This is a genomic window from Ohtaekwangia sp. (assembly GCF_036786105.1).
Taxonomy (GTDB): Bacteria; Bacteroidota; Bacteroidia; order Cytophagales; family Cyclobacteriaceae; genus Ohtaekwangia.
In genome coordinates this window covers 1-2,759 of sequence record NZ_DAIQRQ010000132.1, presented here as the reverse complement: position 1 = coordinate 2,759, position 2,759 = coordinate 1, and the positions used below count along the sequence as shown (strand labels likewise).

Genomic DNA, 2,759 nt, shown 5'->3' with positions numbered 1-2,759 from the left:
GAATGGGAACGGTTCAGACATTTCTTTAAGCGCGAAGAGCTGCCCGCCAAAACAATTCTGTTGAAGGAAGGTCAGATTTCAGAACGAATGTTTTACATCGAAAAAGGTTGTATACGACTATCATTTAACAAGGATGGAAAGGATATAACGTTTCAGTTCTTTTTCGAAGGTGAAGGTGTGTCGTCTGCGGAGAGCTTTCGGAATGAAGAGCCGAGTTTATTTTCCATTGAGACAATCGAACCTTCCATACTTCACATACTAAGCAAGAAGGATTACTTCACCATGATCGAAAGTTCACCGCTTATCAAGCAGGAGCTGGAGCAACAAACCTTCGAGCGATTAATGTACTACCAAAAGCTGTTTCTCTCCCGAATTAAAAACAGTCCTGAGGAAAGGTATAACGAGTTGGTAAAACAAAGTCCGCATATACTGCAACGGGTGCCTCAACACTATATCGCATCGTTTTTAGGCATTACTTCCGTTTCGTTAAGCCGGATCAGGAACAGGAGATAGTATTTATTAACAATTGTTATCGCTCCACGGGGGTATCGCAAGCCAACTTTGTCTTAACAAAACCCAAAAGCGATGAAACAATATAAAATTCAAATCTCCCAGAACGAAATCAACGATCTGAACGAACGACTGATCAAAACGCGTTGGCCCAACGAAATGATCAATGAAGGATGGAAAAAAGGTGCACCAACTGATTATTTAAAAAAGCTGGCCGATTACTGGCTCACTACATTTGACTGGAAAAAGCAGGAAGCACAGCTCAACAAGTATCCTCAGTTCATCACCGAAATTGATGGTCAGAACATTCACTTCCTTCATATAAAATCCGGCAATGCCAATGCTACACCACTGATGTTGATACACGGATGGCCGGGTTCCTTCGCAGACTTCATCAACGTAATTGAACCGCTTACCAATCCGGGCAACGAGAATGACATGAGCTTTCATGTAGTGATACCTTCCATTCCCGGCTTCGGTTTTTCAACTCCCGTGAAAGAGAAAGGCTGGAATATGTTTCGCATTGCTGCAGCGTTCAGCACCTTGATGGAACAATTAGGTTATGCCCGGTTCGCGGTGCAGGGTGGCGATATGGGTGCCGGCATAACCAGTATCATGTCGGCATTGGCAGCGCATAAACTTATCGGTACACACGTGAATACTGACTTCTATTCCGTAGCAGGCCTCGGTATGTTTCCATCGGATACTTCATTTTTATCGGAGGAAGAAAAGCCAAGACTCGAGCGCATGAAAGCGTATAAAAAGAACGGAACAGCGTATCTTGAAATACAATCGACAAGACCACAAACAGTGGCTTATGCGTTGTCTGATAGTCCGGTGGCACAATTGGGTTGGATGATTGAAAAGTACAAAGAGTGGACTGACGAAGAAAAGGAATTGCCGGAAGATGCAATCCCTATCGATCAGATTCTCACCAATGTATCATTATATTGGTTCAATAAAATTGGTGCCTCCAGTGCCGAGATACTATACGAGAATATGAGCATGGCTTTTAACTGGGGATCTGATGATGGCGCCTCGCCAGAAGCCAGCCAGTGGACACCACCCAAAGTACCCGCAGCCATGACTGTGTATGCAAAGATTGAAGATAAATCGCTCTTTAAAAAGCTGATGTCTTTTACAGGTGAACCTGATCACTATATATTTCACAATAAAGGTGGTCATTTCCCTGCCATGGAAGTTCCGGATTTATTCGTGAACGACCTTCGCCAGGTTTTTGCTCAACAGACAGCTTAGTATGAATGCAAAAGAATTGATAGCATTACGATTGGCCAACCAGGGATTAACATCTGCGGAGTTTAACACTTGCGCAGATGTTGTCTCTCATTTCGGAGCCATGCAATCGCAGGATTATTCCATGGCGAAGTGGGCTGTTGGTATGCGCATGCAAAACGCTTCCGATGCAGCAATAGAGATGAGTATACAGGCTGGCGAAATTATCCGCACGCATATACTCCGACCAACATGGCATTTTGTTCACGTTAACGATGTCCGTTGGATGATGGAACTATCAGCACCCAACGTAAAGAAAGCCACGCAATATGTAGACAAACAGGTTGGCCTTACGGATGATATCTTTAAAAAAGCATGGAAGGTAATAGAGACTGAATTGAACCGCGACAACAACCTTACAAAAGAAGATTTAACCGATCGGCTTGCCAAAAAGAAAATCGAAGTAGAAGGTTTACTGGCAACACAGATATTAATACGGGCCGAATTGGAAATGCGCATCTGCAATGGCGAAAGAAAGGACAACAAAGTTACCTATGCACTCTTCGACAGAAGAGTTCCGCTTTCAGAGACTATATCCCGTAAAGATGCGCTTATAAAACTTGCATCGGTATATTTCAAATCGCGAGGACCTGCTACTGCCAAAGACTTTGCGTGGTGGAGTGGTTTGAGCATGACAGACACGGCATTCGGAATATCAGGGTTAGGCTCTGACCTCAAGAGCACTTCCGTGGATGGATTGAATTATTTATACTTTGAAAATACACAACATGATAAGAAGAAAGTAACAGCGCTACTTCCTTCTTACGATGAGTATATGGTCGGCTATACGGAAGGCAGAGATATAGCATTCCCTGCCGACATCGATAAATCATTTATAGGCAACGGTATATTCAAGCCGTTGGTACTATTCAACAACACGATAGCAGGTACGTGGAAAAAGGTAAAAAAGGAACCCTTTGTAGAAATTGAATTTATAGACGGCAACAAAAAGTATA

General features: G+C 43.3%; 3 protein-coding genes. All 3 read left to right on the top strand.

Annotated features, from left to right (window positions below; translation table 11 throughout):
* Window positions 1-513: Crp/Fnr family transcriptional regulator (locus tag V7Q33_RS23335; protein WP_333821493.1), on the top strand; the 513-nt coding region annotated here is incomplete at its 5' end.
* Between the two features lie 72 nt (window positions 514-585).
* Window positions 586-1,767, top strand: a complete 1,182-nt coding sequence (locus tag V7Q33_RS23330; RefSeq protein WP_333821492.1) for an epoxide hydrolase family protein — start codon at window positions 586-588, stop codon at window positions 1,765-1,767.
* Between the two features lies 1 nt (window position 1,768).
* Window positions 1,769-2,759 (top strand): winged helix DNA-binding domain-containing protein (locus V7Q33_RS23325; RefSeq protein ID WP_333821491.1); only part of this gene is annotated, 991 nt, incomplete at its 3' end.

Bases quoted from the DNA above. Each gene is read 5' to 3' on its own strand.
- V7Q33_RS23330 (WP_333821492.1), top strand. From the start codon at position 586: ATGAAACAATATAAAATTCAAATCTCCCAGAACGAAATCAACGATCTG.